The organism is Collinsella aerofaciens, from assembly GCF_040915425.1.
In the GTDB taxonomy this organism is placed as follows: Bacteria; Actinomycetota; Coriobacteriia; order Coriobacteriales; family Coriobacteriaceae; genus Collinsella; species Collinsella aerofaciens_BW.
In genome coordinates this window covers 1-20,114 of the sequence record NZ_JBCPDN010000044.1, presented here as the reverse complement: position 1 = coordinate 20,114, position 20,114 = coordinate 1, and the positions used below count along the sequence as shown (strand labels likewise).

The 20,114-nt window shown below is 60.9% G+C and carries 16 protein-coding genes; 5 read left to right on the top strand and 11 right to left on the bottom strand.

The features are described from left to right. The first annotated feature begins 1 nt into the window (after position 1). Positions 2–982 carry a bile acid:sodium symporter family protein gene (locus AB5164_RS07030; protein ID WP_368147922.1) on the top strand — a complete coding sequence of 327 codons (981 nt, stop codon included), beginning with the start codon at positions 2–4 and terminating at the stop codon, positions 980–982. A 27-nt stretch (positions 983–1,009) separates the two neighbouring features. Here the strand turns inward: AB5164_RS07030 and AB5164_RS07025 are convergent, their stop codons facing one another. The 8 genes from AB5164_RS07025 to AB5164_RS06990 all read right to left on the bottom strand — a co-directional run bounded on the left by AB5164_RS07025 (position 1,010) and on the right by AB5164_RS06990 (position 8,235). Beyond that, positions 1,010–1,810: a DUF4931 domain-containing protein gene (locus AB5164_RS07025; protein WP_368142261.1), complete on the bottom strand. Its 801-nt coding sequence runs from the start codon at positions 1,808–1,810 to the stop codon at positions 1,010–1,012. A gap of 3 nt (positions 1,811–1,813) precedes the next feature. Further along, positions 1,814–2,491, bottom strand: coding sequence for a copper homeostasis protein CutC (locus tag AB5164_RS07020; RefSeq protein ID WP_368142262.1), 678 nt, complete (start codon positions 2,489–2,491; stop codon positions 1,814–1,816). A gap of 324 nt (positions 2,492–2,815) precedes the next feature. Next, complete coding sequence (locus AB5164_RS07015) at positions 2,816–3,529, bottom strand: ABC transporter ATP-binding protein (RefSeq protein ID WP_197032240.1); 714 nt, start codon at positions 3,527–3,529, stop codon at positions 2,816–2,818. Next, entirely contained in the window at positions 3,530–4,390 is an 861-nt protein-coding gene (locus tag AB5164_RS07010; RefSeq protein WP_006234439.1) for an ABC transporter ATP-binding protein, read from the bottom strand. It abuts the gene before it with no gap. Continuing rightward, entirely contained in the window at positions 4,380–5,459 is a 1,080-nt protein-coding gene (locus tag AB5164_RS07005; protein WP_271760921.1) for a branched-chain amino acid ABC transporter permease, read from the bottom strand. The genes AB5164_RS07010 and AB5164_RS07005 overlap by 11 nt, the downstream gene beginning before the upstream one ends. Positions 5,460–5,468: 9 nt before the next feature. After that, positions 5,469–6,350 carry a branched-chain amino acid ABC transporter permease gene (locus AB5164_RS07000; protein ID WP_040358647.1) on the bottom strand — a complete coding sequence of 294 codons (882 nt, stop codon included), beginning with the start codon at positions 6,348–6,350 and terminating at the stop codon, positions 5,469–5,471. A gap of 141 nt (positions 6,351–6,491) precedes the next feature. After that, entirely contained in the window at positions 6,492–7,679 is a 1,188-nt protein-coding gene (locus tag AB5164_RS06995; protein WP_035137075.1) for an ABC transporter substrate-binding protein, read from the bottom strand. A gap of 271 nt (positions 7,680–7,950) precedes the next feature. Next, positions 7,951–8,235 carry a hypothetical protein gene (locus AB5164_RS06990; protein WP_368142263.1) on the bottom strand — a complete coding sequence of 95 codons (285 nt, stop codon included), beginning with the start codon at positions 8,233–8,235 and terminating at the stop codon, positions 7,951–7,953. A gap of 218 nt (positions 8,236–8,453) precedes the next feature. Here AB5164_RS06990 and AB5164_RS06985 point away from each other — a divergent pair, with 218 nt between their 5' ends. Then, entirely contained in the window at positions 8,454–9,797 is a 1,344-nt protein-coding gene (locus AB5164_RS06985) for a homoserine dehydrogenase (RefSeq protein ID WP_368142264.1), read from the top strand. A 223-nt stretch (positions 9,798–10,020) separates the two neighbouring features. Beyond that, the gene (locus tag AB5164_RS06980) at positions 10,021–10,770 is read left to right on the top strand and encodes an SDR family NAD(P)-dependent oxidoreductase (protein WP_368142265.1); all 750 of its coding nucleotides are present in this window, start codon (positions 10,021–10,023) and stop codon (positions 10,768–10,770) included. A gap of 121 nt (positions 10,771–10,891) precedes the next feature. Here AB5164_RS06980 and AB5164_RS06975 read toward each other — a convergent pair whose 3' ends face one another. Further along, complete coding sequence (locus AB5164_RS06975; RefSeq protein WP_368142266.1) at positions 10,892–12,454, bottom strand: cation:proton antiporter domain-containing protein; 1,563 nt, start codon at positions 12,452–12,454, stop codon at positions 10,892–10,894. Between the two features lie 184 nt (positions 12,455–12,638). Here AB5164_RS06975 and AB5164_RS06970 point away from each other — a divergent pair, with 184 nt between their 5' ends. Both AB5164_RS06970 and AB5164_RS06965 read left to right on the top strand, forming a co-directional pair. Then, positions 12,639–16,385, top strand: coding sequence for a phosphoribosylformylglycinamidine synthase (locus AB5164_RS06970; RefSeq protein ID WP_368142267.1), 3,747 nt, complete (start codon positions 12,639–12,641; stop codon positions 16,383–16,385). A gap of 99 nt (positions 16,386–16,484) precedes the next feature. Then, complete coding sequence (locus AB5164_RS06965; protein WP_368136910.1) at positions 16,485–17,420, top strand: DMT family transporter; 936 nt, start codon at positions 16,485–16,487, stop codon at positions 17,418–17,420. A gap of 190 nt (positions 17,421–17,610) precedes the next feature. Here the strand turns inward: AB5164_RS06965 and AB5164_RS06960 are convergent, their stop codons facing one another. Together AB5164_RS06960 and AB5164_RS06955 are read right to left on the bottom strand one after the other, a co-directional pair. After that, on the bottom strand, positions 17,611–18,753 hold the full coding sequence (locus tag AB5164_RS06960; protein WP_368142268.1) for a GGDEF domain-containing protein: 1,143 nt from the start codon (positions 18,751–18,753) through the stop codon (positions 17,611–17,613). Between the two features lie 189 nt (positions 18,754–18,942). Beyond that, a complete protein-coding gene (locus AB5164_RS06955) occupies positions 18,943–19,965 on the bottom strand; it encodes a 2-keto-3-deoxygluconate permease (RefSeq protein ID WP_148332576.1) in 1,023 nt (340 codons plus the stop codon). Between the last annotated feature and the right edge of the window lie 149 nt (positions 19,966–20,114).

Genomic DNA, 20,114 nt, shown 5'->3' with positions numbered 1-20,114 from the left:
ACTGGGCAAGTTTCTCGCGGGGCACATGCAAATCATCGTTCCGATTTGCGTGGCGCTCGGCGTGCTCTTTCCTCAACAGATCGGCGCTCTCAAGCCCATCGTTCCCACCTTGTTTGCCTTTATGACGTTCCAAGGTGCGCTCAGCAACACCTTTCACCAGGTAGCCGAGGTGTTCCACCATCCGCTGCACCTGATTCTGGCGTTGTTGGTCTCGGCGGCGCTTATTCCCATCGCGGCCTATGCCATGGGATCGTTGTTCTTTGGTTCCAACCCCAACCTTGTCTGCGGCATCGTGCTCGAATACAGTGTGCCCGTGGCAGTCACCGCTTTTATGTGGATCAGCATGTTCGGCGGCAACGGCCCGCTCGCGCTCACCATCATCCTGACGTCCTCGGTCATCTCCCCTGTGACGATTCCGCTTACGCTCAAGCTCCTGCTAGGCGCCACCGTCTCGATCGACGTGCCGAGTATGATGCAGAACATGGCCTTTATGATCGCCATCCCCGCCGTTCTCGGCATCGTGATCAACGAGCTCACGCGCGGATGGGGACACGAGAAGCTCTCCCCCGCGCTCTCGCCCGCCTGCAAGTTCATGATGATGGGCGTTATCGCCTCCAACTCCACCGCCATGAGCGAGTACGTGCTGCACATGAACGCGGTGCGCTTGGAAGTCGCCCTCTTTATTTTGGTCTTCGCCATCAGCGGCTTTGTCGTCGGCATTCTGGTCGCCCGCGCGCTGCATCTGCCATATAGCGAAACGACCACCATGTGCTTTACCTGCGGCATGCGCAATATCTCTTCGGGCGCCGTCATCGCCACGCAATACTTTCCGGGCGAAGTTGTGTTTCCCGTCATGTGTGGAACGTTGTTTCAGCAGGTGCTCGCCTCGCTTATCGGGCACTTCTTTGAGCGTCTGACCGGCGAGGAGCGCGCCGCCCAGCGCAAGCGGGTCGAGGCCGGCCGCGATGCAATGGCGCGCTAAACCGTCCGCAGTGTGCGGGCGCTCACTTTACGATGTGAGCGCCTCCAGATGCGCACGCAGGCGCTCAGCATCGACATCGAGCGTGGTCTCAGCATTGACCTGGGCCAAACGATAGCCGACAAAGTAGGGCGAAACCACCCAACGCGGCAGCGCCTTGGCAATGGTCCGACCGCCCAGGTGATAGAAGAACAGGTTGTACGACTCTGCACGACCGCCATGGTGCTCGTGCAAGATATAGCGCAGAGCTACCTGGATTGCGTCGGCGAAGAGATCCGCCTCGGCTTGGTCTCTCGTGTCATCGCTGGCGGCGATTCCCTGCGGGGCTGAAACGTTGACCTCAAAGAACCCCATGATCGGTTCGGTTGAGATGTCGACCGAGATTCTCCCCTGTTGCCAGACACTGATGCCTTCAAAGTTGGCTGAGGTCAGCGCCGCATAGCCGTCCTCCTGTTCCAGGCCCACAATCTGCATGTGTGGATGGACGAGGCTGCCGCCCGAAAGTGGGCCTTTGTTCTTGTACATGAGCACACTGCGGTACTGTTGGGAATCGATCATCTGCTGCCAACAGCCCAGGGCAAACCGCATCACATGATGCAGCTCATCCGGTTCATAGGTCACCAGGTCGGCGTCGTGATTGGCAGACTCGATCAATACGGTCTGACGTGTGGCCCGCAAGGTCTTAAACTTATTCTCGAGCCAGATGCAGTCACCGTCGCGCCGGATGATATTGGCGAGTTCCTCGGTATCGCAAAAGGGGCACGCGGTGCCGGGACGACGATTGTCGTCGGGCTTACCGTTCGCCTGCTGAACGTCAAATACCAGCGCCACGGGTTATACCTCCAGCGGCACGATCTTGGTGCCATGGAGCTCGGAGACGCCTAGCGCCGCCGCGACCGCGTCGCGATTTGCCGTAGTGATGCCGCCGCCGGGAAGGATGGTCAGGCGGTCGCCCGCATACTCGACAAGACGCGATAGGTGCTCCAGATTGTCCTCGATCGGCGTTCCGGCAGCACCACCATGCGTCAGGATACGCGTGATGCCGCAGTCGGCGAGTGTGTCGACGGCATCGAGCTGAGCCTCGGGCGAGAGCTGGTCAAACGCCATGTGGAAGGTGATGTCAAGGGACTCGCGCTTGCACTCCTCGGTCGCGCAGCCCGCGGCCATCACGAGGGCGCCCAACGTAAGCTCGTCGAGCGCCCAGCCGCCGGCACAAGGCTTGCAGCAGCCAAAGACCAAGCCATCGGCGCCGGCGCTCACGGCAAGACCCAAGTCCATCTCCATCATGCGCAGCTCGTCCTGGTTGTAGTGAAAGTCACCGCCACGCGGGCGAATCATGCACATCACTCGTGCGTCATGCTCGTGAGCATAGCTGACCGTAGCGCTGATAACACCAGCCGAGGGCGTAGTGCCACCGACGGCAAGGTTGTCGCACAGCTCGATGCGCTTTGCACCGGCATCGATAGCCGCCGGCACCCGCTCAAAGTTCTCGGCACAAAACTCGTACAGCATAGATAGACCCCCAGATGGCAAACGTTTTCCGATGGGCATTGTCGCACGCCCCCATGAAGTTGCGGTGGAATAGGGACTGTTTTGGCCTCTGAGGCTCCCATTTAGTCCCTATTCCACCGCAACATAAAGGGGGTAGTCGCTGGCATCTGCCACAACGCCGATGTTTTGGCAACGACAGCGAAAGCCCGCCAGAGCGAGCAAGGTGCCTTGAAACGAGGCGGCATTGACCTTCTGGTCATGCCGCCGAAGTTGAAAGGCAGATTGCCGCCCTGGCGGGCTTGCAGCGTCGGCTGATTACGGCGTTTGGTAAAACGCCGTAACTATCTAACCGCCCAGGTAGGCTTTACGCACGTTGTCGTCGTGCAGCAGCTCTTGGCCGCTGCCGGTCATGGTGATCTTGCCGGTCTCGAGCACGTAGCCGCGTGTAGCGATGGAAAGTGCCATCTGCGCGTTCTGCTCGACCAGAAGCACCGTGGTGCCGGCCTTGTGCAGGTCCTCGACAATCTGGAAGATCTGCTCAATCAGAATCGGCGCCAGACCCATGGAAGGCTCGTCGAGCATAAGCAGTTTGGGGTTACTCATAAGGGCGCGGCCCATAACGAGCATCTGCTGCTCGCCGCCCGAAAGGGTGCCGGCGACCTGGCGACGACGCTCCTTCAGGCGCGGGAACTGCTCGTAGACGCGCTCAAGGCCCGGAGCCACCGTTGACTTGGGCTGCGTATAGGCACCCATTTCCAGGTTCTCCTCGACCGTCATCTGCAAAAACGCGCGACGGCCCTCGGGCACCTGGGCCAGGCCCTTGCCCACCAGCTTGTCCGCAGGCGTATGGGTAATGTCCTCGCCCATAAACTTGATGGAGCCGGTCTTGGAACGCAGCAGGCCCGAGACGGTCTTAAGCGTCGTGGACTTGCCGGCACCGTTGGCGCCAATCAGAGCCACGATCTCGCCCTCGTTGACGTTAAAGGAGATGTCCTTGATGGCGTGGATGGCACCGTACCAGACGTTGATGTTGTAGACGGAAAGCATCGGCTCTGCCATTTAGTTCTCCCCCTTATCCTGCTTGCCCAGATACGCCTCGATAACGGCATCGTTGTTCTGGATTTCCTCGGCCGTGCCCTTGGCGATAACCTTGCCAAAGTTGAGCACGCAGATACCCTCGCAGATGTTCATAACGAGCGACATATCATGCTCGATAAGCATGATGGCGATGCCGAAGGTGTCGCGGATCTTGACGATGTTCGCCATAAGCTCTGCGGTCTCGGACGGGTTCATTCCGGCGGCAGGCTCGTCGAGCAGCAGCAACTTGGGGTTGGTGGCAAGCGCGCGGACGATTTCCAGACGACGCTGGGCGCCGTAAGGCAGCGATCCGGCCTGCTCATTTGCCAGGTGCTCCATGTCAAAAATGGACAGCAGCTCCATGGCGCGCTCGTGGGCGGCCTTCTCGTGCTTCCAATACGTCGGCAGGCGCAGAACGCCCTCAAAGCCGGAGTAGCGCTCCTGGTTGTGCAGGCCGACCTTAACGTTGTCCTCCACCGTCATGGTGTTGAACAGGCGAATGTTCTGGAACGTACGGGCAATACCCATGCGGTTGACCTGGTAGACCGACTTGCCCGAGGTGTCCTCACCGTCGAGCAGGATGGTGCCGTGCGTGGGCTGGTACACCTTGGTGAGCAGATTGAAGACCGTGGTCTTGCCAGCGCCGTTGGGGCCGATGAGACCGGCAATCTCAGTCTTGCCGATGGTCAGGCTAAAGTCGTCTACTGCCTTAAGGCCGCCAAACTCAATGCCCAAGTGGATGCACTCGAGCGCCGGGCGCTGACCCAGGTCGCGGTCGGGAACGATAGCGCCAGAAGGATACGGGACCATCTTGCCCTTGTTGAACTCAAACTTACTGGGCATCGGCTGCCACCTCCTTCTTGGAAGCAAAGCGGTCCTTAATGCGTGCGAAGAATGCCTTGAGCTGTGGGTTGTTAGTAAAGACCATGACCAGGATCAACACGATGGCGTAGATGAGCATGCGGTAGTCCGAGAACTGACGGAGCAACTCGGGGAGCACCGTGAGCAGCGCCGCGGCGATAACGGAACCGCGCATGTTGCCCAGGCCGCCCAGGACCACGAACACCAGAATGAGGATCGACGTGTTGAAGTCGAACTTAGTAGCGGAAAGCTGCGAGAAGTTACCGCCGAACAAAGCTCCGGCAGCACCGGCGAGGGCGGCGGAAACCACGAAGGCGATCATGCGGTACTGGGTGACGGAGATGCCCACGGACTCGGCAGCGATCTTGTTATCGCGCACGGCAATAATGGCACGACCGGTACGGCTGCGAACCAGGTTGAGTACAATCACGAGCGCGACCATAACCAGGATGGCGCCGGCAAGGAAGGTCGAATAGGTCGACACGCCCGATGCTCCCTGCGCGCCCTTGATGATGGCGGTGCCGTCCTCGAGCAGGTGCAGGTCGTTGATCGTGGAGTTACCCGTGATGTTAAAGATCACATGCAGGCCGCGGGAGTCGACGCCCACGATAAGGCAGGTAACGATCTCTTTGATGATCTCGCCAAAAGCCAGGGTCACGATGGCCAGATAGTCGCCGCTCAGGCGCAGGACCGGGATACCGATCAAGAAGCCCAAGATGGCAGCGGCGATAGCGCCGACCACAATGCTGATGATCAGACGCATCGGATCGGACGGAACGGCGCTCTCCAGCGCGACGGCAGTGACGATGCCCGTATAGGCGCCGACGCTCATAAAGCCTGCGTGGCCCAGCGACAAGTCGCCCGCGATACCGACGACGAGGTTAAGGGAGATGGCCATAACAATGTAGGCCGTAATGGGGACCAGCTGGCCGGCAATCATGCGCGGGATCATGTGGTTGGACTGCATAAAGAACACGATGGCGAACGCCACAAGGCACATGGCGTACGTAACAAAGTCGTGACGCGTCTGCTTGTCTTTAAGAAACTTCATAACGCTCACCTACACCTTCTCGGGGACGTACTTGCCCAAGAGGCCGGCAGGCTTGACGAGCAGGACGATGATCAAAACGCCAAAGACGATGGAGTTGGCAAGGCTCGTGGAAATGTAAGCCTGCGCCATCGCCTCGATGATGCCGATGAGAATACCACCGACAAAGGCACCGGGGATGGAGCCGATGCCGCCGAAAACGGCAGCGTCGAAGGCCTTGATACCAGGCATAGCACCCGTCGTGGGCTGCAACACCGGCGAGTAGGAGCACAGGAGCACGCCGGCGATGGCGGCGAGGGCGGAGCCGATGGCGAACGTCATCGAGATGGTGCGGTTGACGTTGATGCCCATGAGCTGAGCGGCGGCCTTGTCCTCGGACACGGCGCGCATGGCCTTGCCCATCTTGGTCTTACCCGTAAAGAACATCAGGCCGGCCATGATAACCAGGCAGGCGACGATGGTGACGAGCGAGACGGCGCTTACGTTAAACTTGGCCAAGAACTCCGGCACCGGGAAGGTGACGAGCGAAGTGAAGTTCTTGGGCGTGGCGCCCCACAGAAGCTGTGCGGCATTCTGCAGGAAGTAAGACACGCCGATGGCCGTGATCAGAACGGCCAGCGGGCCCGCTTGACGCAGCGGCTTGTATGCCAGACCCTCGATGAGAACACCGAGAACGGTACAGACCACACAAGAGAGAACTACAGATGCCCAGCCCGGGAGGCCGAGATACGACGTGGCACAGAACGAGACATAGGCACCGACCATGATGACGTCGCCGTGAGCGAAGTTCAGCATCTTGGCGATACCGTAAACCATGGTGTAGCCCAACGCGATGATGGCGTAGACGCTGCCCATGGACAGGCCGTTGACCAGGTATTGGATAAAGACCGTCATGTTCCACATCCCCCTTTCGAATAGGTTTCCAGTTAATGTATGAAACAGGGACGTTACACTGTCCCTATAGATACCAAGCAAGCAGGGAAGGCCAAAACCTCCCCTGCTTGGGATCAAAACCGCTCTATGTAAGGCGGCCTATTAGGCCTGTACGTACTTGCCGTCGGTGATGACGTACGCCGTGGGCTCCTTCTGGACCTGGCCCTTATCGTTCCAGGTGAGCTTGCCAGTCAGACCGTCAACGGTAATCTTGAGCATAGCCTTGGACAGCTTCTCGGCGACCTCGGTCGGATCGGCGTCGACGCCAAGACCGGCCTCCTTGACGGCCTCGGCCACCGCGTGCACGCCGTCGTAGGCGTCGGCGGCAAACTGATCGGGAGTATCGCCGTACTTATCCTTGTAAGCGTTGACGAAGTCGGCGTTCTTCTCGTCGTCGGCGGAGAACGGGGTCATGAGCAGCAGACCCTCGGCAAGAGAGGTATCGAAGCCCTCAACGCCCAGGATGCCGTCCATGCCGTCGCAGCCCATCATCTTGACGTCGTAGCCCATGTCCTTGGCGTTCTTGAGCAGGACGGACGCCGGCGTGTAGTAGATCGGCGCAAAAATCATGGTAGCGCCTGCCTGCTTGGCCTTGGTCAGCTGGTTGGTAAAGCTCGTGGCGGAGTCGTCCTTAAAGGTCTCCTCGTCAACAATCTCGAGCTTGGACTCAGCGGCCTGGGCCTTAAAGGAATCTGCGATGCCCGATGAATAGGCGTCGCCGGAGTTATAGAACAGCACGAACTTCTCGTCCGCATACTTCTGCGCCAGGAACTTGGCAGCGTTGACGCCCTGGTTGGGGTCGGTAAAGCAAACCTGGAAGACGCAATCCTTGCCGTCGGTGACGTCCTCGGAGGACGCGGACGGGGTGATCATGAACGTCTTGGGGTCGTTACCGCACTCTGCGGCAACGGCAACCGACGCACCCGTGGTGGTCGGGCCAACGAGGGCCTGCATGCCCCAGTCGAGCAGGGTGTTGAAGGCGTTGACAGCCTTCTCGCCATCGGCCTGGTCATCTTCGGCCTTGCTGGCAAGCGGCAGCTCCTTGGTCGAGAAATCCTTGCAGCCAAGCTCGACACCCTGGGTAACGGACTTGCCGTAGGACGCGTTGGCGCCGGTCAGCGGACCGATAGTGCCGATCTTAAACGAGGCGTCGCCCGAAGCGGAACCGCTGTCGCCGCCGTTGGAGGAGCAACCGGCTAGAATGGACATCGCCCCCAGACCTGCTGCGCTCGCGATAACGCTCCTGCGATTCATAACAGGGTTCAATGACTTACCGGTGAGGCTCGACATGCGGCTCTCCTCTCAAATCTCGTCGGGTTTCGGTTACCCGACAGGCCATCCTTCGCCGTGTTCGGCGTTCGCAAAATAGTAGACGCTTTAGTTGAGAAAAGTGGCGATTATTTCAACTTTTCTTTGGATTTGTCCATTTATCCATATTTCTGCGTATTTCTATTGGTTTATACAGTTTAGTCACTTTATTGTGTGAAAGTAATATTTCCATTCTATTACAAGCGCCCCTGCCCTGATTAAAACAGCCTCACCGGTCGCGTTTTGTACGCACCTAGGCGGCGATGTACTTGCCGCCCTGAATCACATATGCCGTAGCGGGCTTTTCAACCTGGCCCTTGTCGTTCCACGTCAGCTCGCCCGTCAGGCCCTCGATCTTGATCTTGCGCATGGCCTTGGTCGGCTGGTTGATAAAGCTCGTGGAGGAGTCGTCCTTAAAGGTCTCGGTATCGACGATGTCGAGCTTGGATGCCTTGGCCTGCTCGGCAAAGGCATCGGCGATCTCGCCCGAGACGGCGACGGCGGCACCGGTGGTGACGGAGCCGACGAGCGCCTGCATGCCCCAGTCGCACAGGGCAAACCTTATGGTGCAAACGTTGACAGTTTGTTACGGAAGTTCGTTTGTAGTGAGCATGTTTCCAATGTTTCCGCAGCGTTTCGGGGGTGCCGTTTTGTGCGACTCCTGTTGCCTGGCGAGCACGCGTCCTCGGTTCACGCTAGAATGCACTCAACCTTTAAGCGGTTAATCCATCTATAAGATGCACGAAGGAGCTATCTATGAGCGAACCCCTGCGCACCGTGAACGTCGGCCTCATCGGTTTGGGAACCGTCGGCGGCGGCGTGGCCCGTCTGATCAAGAGCCACCACGATGAGTACCTGGCAGCCTACGGCATCGACCTTAAGCTGACCCGCGCCTGCGCGCTTGCTTGGGAGCAGGCCGAGGCGGCAGGCATTGAGCGCGAGGCCTTTACGAGTGACTGGCACGACGTCGTCACCGACCCCGCCGTCGACATCGTCGTCGAGCTGATCGGCGGCGAGCATCCCGCAACCGAGATCTTTACCACTGCCTTTGAGCACGGCAAGCACGTCGTCTCCGCCAACAAGGCCCTGCTGGGCCGTCACGTCGAGACGCTTGCCGAGAAGGCGCGTGCGTGCGGCGTGCAGATTAAATGCGAGGCCAGCTGCGGCGGCGGCATCCCCATCGTGAGCACGCTTGAGCACGACCTGGTGGGCAACAAGATCCTGACCATCGCCGGCATCCTCAACGGCACCACCAACTACATCCTGTCGCGCATGGACGCCGAGGGCGCCGATTACGCCGACGTGCTCGCCGACGCGCAGGCCAAGGGCTATGCCGAGGCCGACCCGTCCGCCGACGTCGACGGCTTCGATGCCGCCAGCAAGACGGCCATCCTCGCCTCCATCGGCTTTGGCACCCGCGTTACCACCGATGATGTGTACCAGCAGGGTATCCGCACCATCGGCGCCGAGGACATCGCCCAGGCCCGCGAGCTCGGCTACACCATTAAGCTGCTCGGCATCGCCCGCAACACCGACGCCGGCGTCGACGTCCGCGTGCATCCCACGCTGATCCCCGCCGACCACATGCTTGCCAAGGTCAACGGCGCCATGAACGCTGTTTACGTAGTGGGTGACGCCGTGGGCGAGACCATGTTCTACGGTGCCGGCGCAGGCTCCTTTCCCACCGCGAGCGCCGTCGTGGGCGATATCCTGTCGCTCTCCGAGCAGATCAGCCGCGGCGTAGCTCCGCTGCCCGAGATTGAGCCCTATGGCCACAACCTCGCCTTTAAGCCCATGGACGAGCTCCAGACCAAGTACTATATGCGCTTGAAGGTCGCCGACCGCGTGGGCGCCCTGTCCGAGACGGTCAACATCTTTGCCAAGCACAACATCTCGATCTCGCTCATCAACCAGGTCGAGGACGGCAAGTCGGGCGTCAGCGATGCCTGCTCGGTCATCTTCCTGACGCACCGCGCGCTCGAGAAGGATGTCCAGGCTGCCGCCGCCGAGCTTGCCAGCGTCGACTGCGTGGCCGAGGTCGCCAACGTCCTGCGCATCGAGGACGTTGAGGCCTGGACCGAAGGCGTCATGGCCAACTAGTTCGGTTTACACCCCACAACGCATTTGCTCGAAGGGCTCCCGTCTGGTCTTGGACGGGAGCCCTTTTATTTGCACGCTCGGGGCGCATTGACGCGATCCGCGTTTGAACAATTTGACCGTTCGGTGTCAACCAGGGATACCGCTCACCGATAAGCAGGCATGTTTGCTTTTGTCCGCCGCTATCCTGTGCTGCGTACGTCCACCCCCGAAGAATGGAGGCACCATGTTGCTCGAGGGCAAGAAAGCAATCATCACCGGAGGCACGCGCGGTATCGGCTATGCCATCGCCTGCCGCTTTATCGAGGAGGGTGCCACCGTCACCGTCTTTGGCTCGCGTCAGGAGACCGCCGATGCGGCCGTTGAGAAGCTGACAGCCGTCTATCCCGACGCCAAGGTCTGGGGTCGCTCCTGCGACCTCACCTCACTCGAAGGCGTGACCGAGGCCTTTACCCAGGCTGCAGCCGATATGGGCGGTCTCGATACGGTCGTCAACAACGCCGGAATCTCCCAGCGCTCACCCCTTTTGGACTATACAGCCGAGGAGTTCGCCAAAGTTATGGACCTCAACGTCGTCGCCGTCTTTAACGGTCACCAGGTTGCCGCCAAGATCATGACCGAGGCCGGCCACGGCGGCACCATCACTACCACAAGCTCGATGGTCGCCAAGTACGGCCAGCCCTCCGGCGTCGGCTACCCCACGTCTAAGTTTGCCGTCAACGGCATGGTCCAGTCGCTCTCGCGCGAGCTCGCCCCCATGGGCATTCGCGTCAACGCCGTTGCCCCAGGCGTAACCAAGACCGATATGGTCGCCAACCTGCCCGAAGAGGTCATCAAGCCCATCATCGCCACTATTCCGCTCGGTCGCATGGGCGAGCCCGAGGACGTTGCCAACGCCTTCGTTTTCCTTGCGAGCGACATGTCCTCCTATGTCACGGGCGCCATCCTCCCCGTCGACGGGGCAGCCCGCTCCTAAAGGTCGAAAGTTTCGGCTTCGAACCTCAACAGAGTTCAACGCAAAAGGCGCGCTGTCCGCATCAACCGCAGGCAGCGCGCCTTCTAATATTTGGACGGAACCCGTATCCCGACATTCCTTGCTACTTGCCGTCGTCGTCCTGGGCTTCATCGCGCGCGTAGAGCTCCAGCATGCGGCGGCGGTATTCGTGTACGGCGAGCTTGGCGCGCTCAAGGCGGCGGCGCTCACGCGGAGTCAGCTCGGACGGGTCAACCTCATCACCATAGGTCTTATCGGCAAGAAGACGCGCCGCGTCCACGATGCGGGCATCGATGTGGCCGCTCGCCGCCTCGGCGGAAAGACGCTCGGCAATCGTATCGAGCGTAGGCAGGCCCTCGAATACGCGACCATGGCCATGCGAGGTCAGCAGCTCGTGCTCGCGTGCGAGCAGGCTCGCCAAATCGTGATGGGCGCGCAGGATGTCAAGTGCATCGGATGGATGCTCGGCAACCTCTGCCACGGCGGCGACCGGCGCGGCGTCGACCACGCGGTAGAAGAGCTGCGCGAGCAATGGCATCAAGAACACCGTGATGGCACCGGCGGCAACCATGACCGACGCAATATCTTGCGACAGCGCGCCCGCGTTGACGGCCACGCTCGTTACGGCAACGATGATCGGCAGCGCCGTGGTGCAGTAGAGCGCCACGGTAATGCGGCCATACGCCGACACATCGCGCGTCACGGGACAAATGCTCATAGAGACAAGGATCGGCACCGCGCGAATGATCAGCAGCGCCAAGATAAAGCCCACGAGCAGCCCGGGGCGCGACACCACGGCCGTCAGGTCGATCTTAGCGCCCGACACGGTAAAGAACACCGGGATCAAAAAGCCGTAGGCCAGGCCGTCGAGCTTGGTCTCAAGCGTATGGTTGCCCTCGGGGATGATATAGCGCAGGACAAAGCCGGCGGCAAAAGCGCCCAATACGATATCGAGGCTAAAGATGGCCGAGAACGCCACGAGCGTGACCAAAATAAGCACTGTCAGGCGTACGAACGTCTGCGACGTGGTATCGGCGCGCTCCTCGACAAACGCAAAGAAGCGGCTGCCGACGCGTTTGGAGCGGCTGGGGACCACGGCAAGCAGCACGCACACGGCGGCAAATAAGCCCAAGATCAGCAGCGTCTCGATGCCCGTACGGGCAGACAGCAGTACCGACATGGCGAGCACGGGGCCGAGCTCGCCCCACGTACCATAGGCAAGAATCGAATCACCGACGCGCGTTCCGGCAAGCAACCGCTCGCGCAAGATGGGCATGAGCGCCCCAAGCGCCGTCGAGGTCAAGGCGAGCGTCACGGCGATACCGTCGAAATGGCTGACCGAGAACCACGGGGTAAAGCGCACGGCAAGCCAGGCAATACCAAACGTGACGGCCCACGTCGCCAAGCCGTAGCGCCCCTCCACACCCGTAATGTTCTTAGGGTCGATCTCAAAGCCGGCAAGCAGGAACAAAAAGGCCAGGCCGAGCTCTGACACGAGCGAGACCTCGGCATCCACATGGATAAGGCCGAGCATATGCGGGCCCAGCACTGCGCCGAGCACGAGCAAAAAGACCGTCTCGGGAACGGGTTTTCCAGGAATCGCCGAGGCGATGAAGGGGCTTGCAAAGGCCACGAGTGCGATGATGGCGAGCGAAACGAATGCCATGTGATGCCTTTCTCTTGTTTGCGCTTCACTGTAGCACCCTCGCCGTCCTCAACGCACCGCGAGCTGTCGTATCATAGTGAGGTTTACAAACATGTGGCTCAAGGCGACCACGAGGCTTGCCCCGTAAACCGACCGCTGCCGCATACCGTACCGTACGCCCAACCGATCAGGAAGGCAGGAACCAATGGTCTCTCGTATCTACGTGGAGAAGAAACCCGGGTTCGACGTCGAGGCTCAGCAGCTCAAGGGCGAGCTGACCGAGATTCTCGGCATCAAGGGCATCGAGGCCCTGAGGATCATCAACCGCTACGACGTCGAGGGCATCGACGAGGAGCTTTTCCGCTCCTGCGTGCCGACCGTCTTTAGCGAGCCCCAGGTCGATGTGACCTACGACGAGCTCCCCGCAAGCGATGGCGCCGTCTTTGCCGTCGAATTCCTGCCTGGCCAGTTTGACCAGCGCGCCGACTCCGCCAGCGAGTGCGTGCAGCTCATCAGCCAGGGCGAGCGCCCCGCCGTGCGCTCCGCCAAGGTCTATATGATCTCGGGCACTCTGGACGAAGCCGCCATCGAGGCCATCAAGCACTACGTGGTGAACCCCGTCGAAGCGCGCATCGCCTCGCTCGACCTGCCCGAAACGCTGTACATGGAGACCCCCGAGCCCCAGCCCGTCGAGGTGCTCGACGGTTTCCGCGAGCTCGACGAGGCCGGCCTTGCCGCCTTTATCGCCGATCGCGGCCTTGCCATGGACGAGGCGGACATCGCCTTCTGTCAGCAGTACTTCCGCGATGAGGACCGCGACCCCACCATCACCGAGATCCGCGTGATCGACACCTACTGGTCCGACCACTGCCGCCACACCACCTTCGGCACCGTCCTGGATGACGTGACGATCGATGACGCCGTGGTGCAGCAGGCCTTCGACCGCTACATGGAGATGCGCCACGAGCTCGGTCGCGACGCCAAGCCCGTCTGCCTCATGGACATGGGCACCATCGGCGCCAAGTACCTCAAAAAGACCGGCGTCATGACCGATGTCGACGAGTCCGAGGAGATCAACGCCTGCACCGTCAAGGTAAAGGTCGATGTCGATGGCGAGGACCAGGACTGGCTGTTCCTCTTTAAGAACGAGACTCACAACCACCCGACCGAGATCGAGCCCTTCGGCGGTGCCGCCACCTGCGTGGGCGGCGCCATCCGCGACCCGCTCTCGGGCCGCAGCTATGTGTACCAGGCCATGCGCGTCACCGGCGCCGGCGACCCCACCGTCCCGGTTTCCGAGACGCTCGAGGGCAAGCTGCCGCAGCGCAAGCTCGTGACCACTGCCGCCGCCGGCTACTCCAGCTACGGCAACCAGATCGGCCTTGCCACCGGTCAGGTCAACGAGCTCTATCACCCTGGCTACGTGGCCAAGCGCATGGAGGTCGGCGCCGTCGTGGGCGCTACCCCGGCAAACCACGTTCGTCGCGAGTGCCCCGCCCCCACCGACAAGATCATCCTGCTGGGCGGCCGCACCGGCCGTGACGGCATCGGCGGCGCCACCGGCTCCTCCAAGACCCAGAACACCGAGTCGATCGAGACCTCGGGTGCCGAGGTCCAGAAGGGCAACGCCCCAGTCGAGCGCAAGCTGCAGCGCCTGTTCCGCCGCGGCGACGCCTGCCGTCTGATCAAGCGCTGCAACGACTTTGGCGCCGGCGGCGTCTCGGTCGCCGTGGGCGAGCTTGCCGACGGCCTGTATGTCGACCTTGATACCGTAACCAAGAAGTACGACGGCCTGGACGGCACCGAGCTCGCCATTTCCGAGTCCCAGGAGCGCATGGCCTGCGCCGTCGCCGACGGTGACGTCGAGGAGTTCATGGGCTACGCCGCCGAGGAGAACCTGGAGGCAACCGTCATCGCCGAGGTTACCGCCGAGCCGCGTATGCGCATGGCCTGGAACGGCGTCGCCATCGTCGATCTGTCCCGCGAGTTCCTCAACTCCAACGGTGCGCCCAAGCACCAGGTCGCCCACGTCTGCGCCCGCAGCGTGTGGCAGCCCAGCTGGGCCGGCACCACGCTTACCGAGCGCATGACCTCGCTGGTCACCGACCTCAACGTCGCCTCCAACAAGGGCCTTTCCGAGCGCTTCGACTCCACCATCGGCGCCGCGACCGTGCTCATGCCCTTTGGCGGCAAGACGCAGCTCACTCCGAGCTCTGCCATGGTCGCCAAGTTCCCCGTGGACGGCGAGACCACCACGGCAAGCGCTATGGCATGGGGCTTTAACCCCTATCTGATGGAGGCCGACCAGTTTGCGGGCGCCTACCTGTCCGTGGTCGAGTCCATCGCCAAGCTCGTGGCTGCCGGCTTTGAGCACAAGCGCGCTTACCTCTCCTTCCAAGAGTACTTTGAGCGTCTGCGCACCGAAGCCGAGCGCTGGGGCAAGCCCATGGCAGCCGTCCTGGGCGCCCTTATGGCCCAGGTCGACCTGGGTGCCGGCGCCATCGGCGGTAAGGATTCCATGAGCGGCTCGTTTGAGGACGAGGCCGGCGAGCTCAACGTTCCGCCGACCCTGATCAGCTTCGCTGTCGCCGTGGGCAAGGCGGCCCGCGCCGTCTCCCCCGAGTTCAAGGGTCTCACGCATCGCGTCGTCCGTATCGCCCCCGCCACCTATGGCCAGGACTACCGTCCCGATGCCCAGCAGCTGCTCGCCGCATTTGACGCCGTCGAAGCACTCACCGCCACCGGCGACGCCCTGGCCGTCTCCACGCCCGGCTACGGCTGCGGCGCCGAGAGCCTCTTTAAGATGTGCGTCGGCAACCAGATCGGTATCGAGCTTGCCGAGGATGTGGACGTGGAGAGCCTCTTCACCCCGCTCTATGGCAGCTTTATCGTCGAGCTCGCCGAGGATGCCGAGCTGCCCGAGGTCGCCGACGGCGTTGTCGTCGAGCCCCTGGGCACCACCGTCGAGGGTTATGTCATCGATACCGGCTCCGAGGTCATCGAGCTCTCCGAGCTCCAAGAGGCCTGGGAGAGCGGCATCGAGGGCGTCTTTGCCTACCGCAGCGCCGGCGAGACTGCCAAGGTCGAGACCATCGACTTCCGTGCCAAGGATATCCACGTGTACAGCGGCGCCAAGATCGCCCGCCCGCGCGTGGTAATCCCCGTGTTCCCCGGCAACAACTGCGAGTACGATAGCGCTCGTGCCTTCCGCGCCGCCGGCGCCGAGGCCGACACCTTCGTGATCAACAACCTCACGCCCGAGGCCGTCGCCGAAAGCACCCACGAGCTTGCCCGCCGCATCCGTGCAAGCCAGATCGTCATGATCCCCGGCGGCTTCTCGGGCGGCGACGAGCCCGATGGCTCCGCCAAGTTCATCACGGCGTTCTTCCGCGCTCCCGAGGTCACCGAGGCAGTCCGCGACCTGCTCAAGGCCCGCGACGGCCTGATGCTGGGCATCTGCAACGGCTTCCAGGCCCTGATCAAGCTCGGTCTGGTGCCCTACGGCGACATCGTCGACGCCACGCCCGATGCGCCCACGCTGACGTTCAACACCATCGGTCGCCATCAGAGCCGTCTGGTGCGCACCCGTATCTCGTCCAACCTGTCCCCGTGGCTGTCGCAGTGCAGCCTGGACGACCCCTACACCGTCGCCATCAGCCACGGCGAGGGTCGCTTTGTCGCCAATGACGAAGTGCTCGCCCAGCTGATTGCAAACGGCCAGGTCGCCACGCAGTACGTGGGCGAGGACGGCAAGCCCAGCATGGACCTTTCCGTCAACCCCAACGGCTCCGCACTCGCCATCGAGGGCATCACGAGCCCCGACGGCCGCGTCCTGGGCAAGATGGGCCATGCCGAGCGTCGTGGCGACAACCTGTACCGCAACGTGCCCGAGCATGTCCCCGGCGATAAGTTCATGCCGATCTTTGAGAGCGGCGTAGCCTACTTCGCCTAAACCTTTCCCATCGGGTACAATCCCTTCGGGTAACAACACCCGCCACCGACACATCCGGTGGCGGGTTCTTTTTTGCTTCGCGCATACAGGAAGGACATCATGGAAAGCCGCAAGCCGTATCTCGCCACCCTGCCCGGACTCATCCTGGGCTGTCTTGTTTGTTGCGCGCTCTGGGGGTCGGCTTTCCCCTGCATCAAGATCGGCTACGCACTCTTTGGTATCCCGGCGCACGATACCGCTTCGCAGCTGCTCTTTGCAGGTTTACGCTTTACGCTTGCCGGCGCCCTGGTTATCGTTGGGATGAGCGCGGCCCAACGCCGCCCCCTCATACCGCAAGCGCGCGACATCAAGCCCATCTTTATCTTGTCGCTCTTTCAGACCATCGGGCAGTACTTCTTTTTCTATCTGGGCCTCTCGCGCGCCAGCGCCATGTCGAGCTCCATCATCGAGGCCAGCGCCAACTTCCTAGCCATCCTCTTTGCCGCCCTAGCGTTTCGCACCGAAAAGCTCGATGCGGCCAAAGTGCTCGGCTGCGTACTGGGCTTTGCCGGTGTCGCGCTCGTCAACCTTTCGGGCGCGGATGGCACCTTTGGCTTTACGCTCGACGGCGAGGGTTTTATCCTAGCCTCCACCGTCGCGGGTGCCCTTTCGACCTGCCTGATCGGTATCTTCTCGCGTGAGCACGACGGCGTCTTGCTTGCCGGGTGGCAGTTCTTGGTCGGCGGCCTGGTCCTCACCGCCATCGGCTTTTTGATGGGTGGCGCGCTCTCCCCCACGGCGATTGCCCCCGCCATCGCGCTCATCATCTACATGGCGCTTATCTCCGCGGTCGCCTACTCGCTGTGGTCGCGCCTGCTTGCCGTCAACCCCGTCAGCCGCGTCTCGGTCTTTGGGTTTATGAACCCCGTCTTTGGTGTGCTGCTGAGCGCGCTGCTGCTCGGCGAGGGCGCTGGCACGAGCCCCATTACCGTCATCGTTGCCCTGCTGTTGGTCTGCGGCGGCATCATCATCGTCAACAAACCCAAAAAAGCCTAGCGAGCTCACCTTTTTAGAGAGGGCGTTCGCACACTTTAGCTCAATGGAGCACACTGATTCTCGTTGATTTCGTACCGAGCCGCAGCGGCAGACGCTCGTCTTGCCGCACCGCGCCTGGGCGTTATGGCCGGTGGCCCCCGCAAACGCAAAAAGGGCGCACGACCATCGCAACGGTCGTGCGCCCTTTTTTCTAGCGTATCTGGGCGCCGGCTTTCTTTTTCTCGGCCTTGACGCGATAGAGCTCCGCATCGGCAGCGCGAAGTAAGTCTTGCCAGGTATCAACACTATCGCCGACCCGCGCGTAACCGATGGACATCCGCAATGCATACGGTACCTCGGCACGAGCGAGCTCGTCGTCAATCGCCGAACACAGGTCTATGATGTCCTGTTCCGCCGCTGCCTTTTGGAGCACCACGAACTCATCGCCACCATAACGCGCGATAAAGCCACCAGACGCCGAGCAGACATCCTTGAGCGCCGTCGCAACAACCTGAAGAGCATGGTCGCCCTCCACATGTCCATACTGATCGTTAATCTGCTTAAAGCCGTCGGCGTCCATCATGAGCAGATACACATCTTCGGCCTGATCCACATTTGAGAAGAGCGACAGCATATAGGTCTCAAAACGGTTGCGATTGTTAAGTCCAGTCAACGGGTCGGTCGAGATGAGCTGCTCCTGGCAGATGATATAGAGCAGCAACATGCTAATCATTACGCCGACACAAAGGCCAGGCACCGAGCATACGATCTGAAAGGTACCGCCCACCAGGGCCGGAATGGCGAAAAATGCCAAGGTTCGATAGATAGCCTTCGTCTGCAGGCTCTCGACCCTGCGAGATTGCACAAACGCATGCAGGGACGCATGTATAACGTAACAGTAGCTGACAATGGGCTGGATCATATAGGCAAAGCCGCGACGATACACGCCCTGCGAATCGATATAGAACAAGGCGTGCGTCCAGTAACTGGTAAAAGCCAGCACGACCACCAGAGCCGTAGGCAACGTTACAAGCACCACCCTATAGCGCGAGGTCACAAGGCGAGAGCCCTGCATCGTCTCGGAATAGATAAACCAAATGAGACACGCGATGGCAAAGAGCGAAAACGAAACCGCGTTGGAAATCCAGTTGGCAGCAATACCCAACGTGCCGTCCGCACCATCCGAAAGCGTCCAGATCATATCGAATAATATGTACGCGGCAGAGGTGTAGCCAAGCATGCTAAACAATAGCTGCAGGGTGCTCGAGAACAAGGAGCGACGACTTCGCGCGGCAAGCCCGATAAGAACAATCATGCATAGCAGGAATATCTCAATCTTGAGTGCCTTAACCACTAGACGCCATCCCTTCAATATCCGAATGGTCAGAATCGCCCAATTCGAATCAGGGCAATAAACACCCCTTTACTCCGCAGGGGTAAAGGGAATCATAGCAAAGCGCCCGAACATCACTGCAAAACAGTTTCTGTTCGGGCGCTCGGACGGCGCGAATTGCACGCCGGAATCAATTATCGGTAACGGCCGTTACTCGCCGTCGATGTCGGTCGCGACGGCCTCCTCGATGGCCTCGACACCGGCAGGCGACAGGTCCTCCTTGCCCTGGCAGAACTTCTTGTCGACCCAGCCGGTCAGAATCGGAGCCATGATTGCCGTGATGATAACGGCAGTGGCGATCTGGGCGTACGCGGTGGGCGCAAGCTCGGCGTAGCGCGGCGCGACCTCGGCGAGAGCAACCGGCGTGGTCATAGCCGTGCCGGCGATGGTGGAACAAGCCACGGCAGCCTTGCCGTTACCACCGCACAGGCGCTCGAACGCAAAGGTGATGGGACCGACGACAAACAGCGTGACAAGGCCCAGCAAGATGCCGGAAATACCACCGGTGATAAAGCTCGACAGGCTCATGGACGCGCCAAGCTGAAATCCGATGACGGCAATCGCAGGGTTGGCACCGGGAACTAGCAGGTTCTTGATAAACGGGAACAGGTTGCCCAGAACCATGCCGATAACGAGCGGCAAAATGGAGCCGATGATAGTACCGACAGGGATGTTGGCAAGACCCGAAACACCAAGGATGATCATCGTGACGGCGGGGCCGGCCGTAAAGAACAGGATACCGACGGCGCCCTGCTCGGACTCATCGCCGAACTCGCCCATGATGCCCGTATAGAGCGCCATGTTGCAAAACGTAATGCCGCCGATGATAGACACGGAGCTCAGACCCAGGAAGTTATCGTTAAAGAAATATGCCACACCCAGGCCGAGAGCCGCTGCGACGACCAGCTTGGGAATCAGCACGACGATGCCGGTCTTGATGGCGCCCGGCGTGGACTTGAAGCTGATGCCGGCGCCCACAAACAGCAGGATCGCGGCGACGATGGTATTGGAGCCACCGCGGCAGGCAGCCGTAAAGAAGCCGCCGATCTCAAAAACCTGCGGGCAGAAGGTGTTGAGCAAAAGACCGACGATCATCGGATAGATCATGATGTCGCCCGGGATGCGCGGAACCTTGAATTTCTTTTGCTCGTTGGCGGTCGCTTCCTGTGCCATGAAACCCCCATTTCCGCTGACGCAGAACAAAAGCCCACGTCACGCTTTGCTACAGTAAAGTTTGGCCATGGTACCAGAAGAAGCAGACCAGCTCGATGAGAAATTCGATTCGTTGGGCCGGGACGCTAAACGCGCCCTTGCTTTTATAC

Bases quoted from the DNA above. Each gene is read 5' to 3' on its own strand.
- AB5164_RS06975 (WP_368142266.1), bottom strand. From the start codon at position 12,454: ATGGCATTCGTTTCGCTCGCCATCATCGCACTCGTGGCCTTTGCAAGC.
- AB5164_RS06990 (WP_368142263.1), bottom strand. From the start codon at position 8,235: ATGCAGGCGCTCGTCGGCTCCGTCACCACCGGTGCCGCCGTCGCCGTC.
- AB5164_RS07010 (WP_006234439.1), bottom strand. From the start codon at position 4,390: ATGCCCAGTAAGTTTGAGTTCAACAAGGGCAAGATGGTCCCGTATCCT.
- AB5164_RS06985 (WP_368142264.1), top strand. From the start codon at position 8,454: ATGAGCGAACCCCTGCGCACCGTGAACGTCGGCCTCATCGGTTTGGGA.
- AB5164_RS07005 (WP_271760921.1), bottom strand. From the start codon at position 5,459: ATGAAGTTTCTTAAAGACAAGCAGACGCGTCACGACTTTGTTACGTAC.
- AB5164_RS07020 (WP_368142262.1), bottom strand. From the start codon at position 2,491: ATGCTGTACGAGTTTTGTGCCGAGAACTTTGAGCGGGTGCCGGCGGCT.
- AB5164_RS07000 (WP_040358647.1), bottom strand. From the start codon at position 6,350: ATGACGGTCTTTATCCAATACCTGGTCAACGGCCTGTCCATGGGCAGC.
- AB5164_RS06995 (WP_035137075.1), bottom strand. From the start codon at position 7,679: ATGTCGAGCCTCACCGGTAAGTCATTGAACCCTGTTATGAATCGCAGG.
- AB5164_RS06955 (WP_148332576.1), bottom strand. From the start codon at position 19,965: ATGGCACAGGAAGCGACCGCCAACGAGCAAAAGAAATTCAAGGTTCCG.
- AB5164_RS06965 (WP_368136910.1), top strand. From the start codon at position 16,485: ATGGAAAGCCGCAAGCCGTATCTCGCCACCCTGCCCGGACTCATCCTG.
- AB5164_RS07015 (WP_197032240.1), bottom strand. From the start codon at position 3,529: ATGGCAGAGCCGATGCTTTCCGTCTACAACATCAACGTCTGGTACGGT.
- AB5164_RS06970 (WP_368142267.1), top strand. From the start codon at position 12,639: ATGGTCTCTCGTATCTACGTGGAGAAGAAACCCGGGTTCGACGTCGAG.
- AB5164_RS06980 (WP_368142265.1), top strand. From the start codon at position 10,021: ATGTTGCTCGAGGGCAAGAAAGCAATCATCACCGGAGGCACGCGCGGT.